The organism is Candidatus Aquicultor sp., assembly GCF_054640775.1.
The window spans coordinates 1-4390 of sequence record NZ_JBTSLF010000197.1 but is presented as its reverse complement, the minus strand read 5'-3'; the positions used below and the strand labels follow the sequence as shown (position 1 = coordinate 4390).

The 4390-nt window shown below is 46.7% G+C and carries 4 protein-coding genes; 1 reads left to right on the top strand and 3 read right to left on the bottom strand.

The features are described from left to right. Positions 1–252: 252 nt before the first annotated feature. Both ACYC56_RS12590 and ACYC56_RS12585 read right to left on the bottom strand, forming a co-directional pair. Complete coding sequence (locus ACYC56_RS12590; RefSeq protein WP_461374524.1) at positions 253–807, bottom strand: ORF6N domain-containing protein; 555 nt, start codon at positions 805–807, stop codon at positions 253–255. Positions 808–1056: 249 nt separating this feature from the next. Next, positions 1057–3153, bottom strand: coding sequence for a molybdopterin-dependent oxidoreductase (locus ACYC56_RS12585; protein ID WP_461374523.1), 2097 nt, complete (start codon positions 3151–3153; stop codon positions 1057–1059). A 196-nt stretch (positions 3154–3349) separates the two neighbouring features. Here ACYC56_RS12585 and ACYC56_RS12580 point away from each other — a divergent pair, with 196 nt between their 5' ends. Then, complete coding sequence (locus ACYC56_RS12580) at positions 3350–3820, top strand: NADH-ubiquinone oxidoreductase-F iron-sulfur binding region domain-containing protein (RefSeq protein ID WP_461374522.1); 471 nt, start codon at positions 3350–3352, stop codon at positions 3818–3820. A 171-nt stretch (positions 3821–3991) separates the two neighbouring features. Here ACYC56_RS12580 and ACYC56_RS12575 read toward each other — a convergent pair. Further along, on the bottom strand, positions 3992–4390 hold a 399-nt coding region (locus tag ACYC56_RS12575; protein ID WP_461374521.1), incomplete at its 5' end, for a hypothetical protein.

Below are 4390 nucleotides of genomic sequence, written 5' to 3'. Positions count from 1 at the left end.
CTAAGTTGCCAAAAAAGAAATTTCAATTTGAAGGCGCTATCATCCCCCCAAAACAAAAACCCCATCTCCTTTTTCAAGAAATGGGGTCTTGGGGGACTGCTTCATGGACCTGCCTTTCGGGTTTGAGAGCTGTCAGCGATTAGCGCTCAGCATTCAGAAAAAAATCGTTAAAAAAGGCTTAGCCTGACAGCGGGGTGCTAATGGCTATTTGCTCTATTTTAAACCATAACAAACAGTTAAAGTCAACCTCTGTTATTTTTTCCGAATGCCCTTCCTACCATATCGGGCCTGTTTTTCCTTTAGATCAAATCCAATCTTTCTTTTGGGCTTGACTGGCGGGGTTATCAAAGCCCGAAGGGCATCAAAGACGATCTTAAACTGACCATCGTACTTTTTCTCCAGATCATCCAATCGTCGGACCAGGTCTTTCTGGGAAACGATCATTTCCCTTAATTTTATGAATGCCCTTATGATTAATATATTGACTTCTATGGCCCTTTCGCTGTTCAACACACTTGATAGCATGGCCACCCCATGCTCGGTAAAAGCCATTGGAGAATAGCGAGACCCGCCCCAGGAGGATGGACTTGAGGTCACAATTTGTGACCTCAAGTTTCTAACTTCTTGATATGTAAGAGCAAACATAAAATCATCCGGGAAACGTTTAATATTTCGTTTTACCGCTTGCTTTAAGACTTTTGTCGGTACTCCATAAAGCTCAGCCAGTTCAGAATCCAACATTACTTTATGACTACGAATAGATAAAATCTTTTTCTCAATAACCTCTACCGGCACTAAAGATTTCATAAGAACCTCAATTAGAGATAGTTAAAAAAATCCCCATCTCTTTTTTAAAAAAATGGGGTCTCGTTAGACTGCTAAATGGACCAGCCTTTCTGGTGGGAGCAAAAAAAAATCCCCTTTTGCCTAAGCTCTACGTCAGACTCAAATTTTAATCCTCGAAATATTTCATATATTCCTGCGGTTGAAATTTTCGCCTTCCTTGACCTTGACCAAAATCGAACATTTTTCAAAGGTCTCTATGTCTCTATGTATTTATGTATCTTTCATCACCTGCCTTACAGTCACCAGAGTATGGTGCAACGCCGGGCTTCCTCCAACCGGATCGGAGATATTCTCCTGAAGCATGGCGTCACATGCCCCACGATTGAGACAACGGGTTTGGGCCGGGACCCGGCGGCCGAAACCGTGGAGCATAAAGACCGCTTCCGGATGAATATAATCGGTTACCAAGGCCTTGATCCGTTCCTTTCCCTGGCTGGAAGCCACTTCGACCAAGTCGCCGTCTTGGATGCCCGATCTTTGAGCGGCCTGGGTGTTGATCCAAAGCCGGTTTTCCGGCACCAATTCATTCAGGTATGGATTGTTTTCCGTGGACCCATGAGTATGAACCGCACATCGGCCAACGGTTAATCTAAAACGACCCTCGGATGGAGGCGGCACCGGCTGATAAGGGGGAAAAGAGGGAAAGCCGTTTTCTTCCAATAGGCTGGAAACCAGCTCAATCTTTCCTGAAGGGGTCTTGAACTCGATCCCTTCTTTTCGATCCCAGAAAATTTCTTTGTTCGAAAAATCGACAAAGCCTTTCTTTTGAAAGTCCTCTTTATGCACCCCGGTGTCTTGAAGCTGTATGTCCAGCAATTCCTCAATGGTATTAAAAGGAAAATGCTCCCCTATTCCCAAACGATCGGCCAATCCCTTGAGGATCTCCCAACCTGGTTTGCTGTTGTACAGGGGAGGCAGCGCTTGCTGTCGCAAAAAAAATTGAGGTTTCAAGCCCTGGACCACCTGCACCGGATCGGTTCTTTCCAGATAGGTGGTTTCAGGCAGGATCACATCGGCGTTCCAGGCCGTCTCACTGTAATTGACCTCAATGGCCACGATGAGGTCCAGTTTTTCAAAGGCCTTCTTAGTCAGGTTCTGATCCGGGAGGGAATGAAAAGGTTCAAAGCGGTAACAAAAAAAAGCCTTGATCGGGTAGGGCTCTCCCTTCAGGACGGCCAAAGGGAACATCTGAGCCACTCCATTGCCCGGATCAACGATGGGAAATTTTTTATTTCCGGCACCATCGAACCGTTCGGCCTGGAGTTTGGGGAAATCCCCTTCGGCTAATTTTCGAACCTCTTTAACCCCAACATCCCTCAACCCTTTTTTGATGAACAAGCCCCCCTTGGCCTCGATATTCCCCATCAGGGCGTTTAGTATGATAATGGAACGCCGGAAATAACATTCATGGATATGATGGGAAGCGCGGTACCCGAAGTGGAAGATGCCGGCCGGTTTGACGGCACTCATCTCTCGGGCCAGGTCGATGATCTGCTGGATCTGGATCCCGGTTTCCTTCTCAGCCCATTCAGGGGTATAGGGCGCAACAAAAGTCCGAAGTTCCTTAAAACCTGAAATCCAGCGGCTTACAAAGTCCCGGTCGTAAAGATTTTCTTTCAGGATGACGTGTATCAAGGCGTAATTGAAGGCCAGGTCAGTCCCCGGACGAATCTGAAGATACCGATGGGACTTGGCGGCGGTGACCGTGACTCTCGGATCCAGATAAGTCATTTTGGCCCCCTTATCCAGGGCTTCCATCAGTTGATTGACCGCTTTGATCTCCAGGGATTCAAAAATATTCCGGCCGTATAAAACGATATGGTGCGTATTTTTATAATCGAGGCCGATTCGGGTGTCCGGATAGCCGGTCAGTGAACGGAAGGCCGTATTCAAGGAGCCTTTACACAGACTTTCATGGGTGAAATGATTGGGGGAGCCCAGGGCCTTCATAAAAGTCTTGCTCAGATCGGTAATCAAATTGGCCCGTTCTCCCCAGACCACACTTTGGGGGCCGTATTGCCGGATGATCTCTTTCAGTTTCTCGGTTATAAAATTTAGGGCCTCTTGCCAAGTCACCTGCTTCCACTGCCCTGAACCTCTGGGGCCGGTGCGGATCATGGGATATTGAGGGCGCTCCGTATCGTTTTGTAAGGCTGGCCCGGCGGACCCTTTGGCGCACATGGCCCCATCAATCCCCGGCACATGAGGATTCCCCTGGAGCCAAACGATCTTTCCGTTCTCCACCGTCACCTGGATCGGGCAACGGACGGAGCACATAAAGCAAAGACTATAGATTTCTTTTCTCATATCCCATCTTTTTCATTTCTATCTATAAATACCATCATAGAAATTGTTAATGGTTAAGGCAAGAATATTTTTCCTGTTATTCTTTTCAATGCAAAATAAAAAACTGCTTTTAAAAGTTTCCGGATGCTGTTATGTTTTTTGTTAGCCGTGGCTCATGAAAAAAAACGGGGAACCACTCGGAAAAAGAGGGGAGAGGATGAATAATGGGGATGAATTGATAAAAAATGCTAGGGATTATATCAAATTCTGCCTAACCATGTCCTGCGGACATTGTTTCCCCTGCCGGCTGGGATTACCAAAGATGTTCCAAATATTAACTGCTATTGCCGAGGATCAGCATGAGGGAACCGAATTGGAACGATTGGAAAATCTGGTCCATACTATGTGTCAGGCCTCTTTATGTCCGGTGGGGCAAACCAGCCCGCTTCCCATTAAAACCTTATTAGAGATATTGAAGGACGGAAAGAAAGAGACTGGAGATATCGAGAAAAGTTTGGAGTTGATCAAATGCCGTTCTTGCGGACGCCCTTTTGCCTTCAAGGCCTTTTTGGAGTATTTCCAGGCCAGCGTTGATAAATCTCTGGAGGTCCATTTGGATCGGGATTACTGCCCTGAATGTATTCGAAAGGTGCGTGCCATAGATCTGGTTGGAGAAATTGTGAGGTAATGGCTGGATAGCGTCCTATCCGGCCATTACTTTTTTACCACTGATGATTATATAGACTGATTAAGCCTGCAGGCTGACCAGATTGTTGATCCGGCTGGCGGTTTCAAGTTCCGATTCCACGGACTGATAAGCCTCGGCTGCTTGTCCGTTGGCGGCCTGTCCTTCCAAAGCTTAATACTCACTTTCAGGAAGGATTGTCCCCATCTGTACTCGGTCTCCAAACTCTTTTAATTTATCCGTAATCGCAGGGCCTAACCGAAATCCACACCGGTCTCGTCCATCATTGGTTATAGCCGTTACTGTGGCTTGGGGGTTCGTTTTTAAAATGTTCTTAACCTTGGTTATCTCGTTATCAAACCAGTTGTAAATCTCGTCTCTCTGAGTATTTAAGATGGCTAAAGATCCAGCTCCATCATCCGGCATTTCTCTGTCCGGGCCAAAATTATAGACGTGGGCTAAAGCATAATACAAAGCGTTGTCTGATCCCTGAAACCCCGCCTGTCGCATGCGGTCAGGGATGGTGTTCATGTCCAACTCCAGCTTTTCACCTGTTGCAGAATTGCTGCGGTC

What these genes read in the sequence shown, in the direction of transcription:
- ACYC56_RS12590 (WP_461374524.1), bottom strand. Translation starts at nt 807, where the DNA reads ATGAAATCTTTAGTGCCGGTAGAGGTTATTGAGAAAAAGATTTTATCT.
- ACYC56_RS12585 (WP_461374523.1), bottom strand. Translation starts at nt 3,153, where the DNA reads ATGAGAAAAGAAATCTATAGTCTTTGCTTTATGTGCTCCGTCCGTTGC.
- ACYC56_RS12580 (WP_461374522.1), top strand. Translation starts at nt 3,350, where the DNA reads ATGAATAATGGGGATGAATTGATAAAAAATGCTAGGGATTATATCAAA.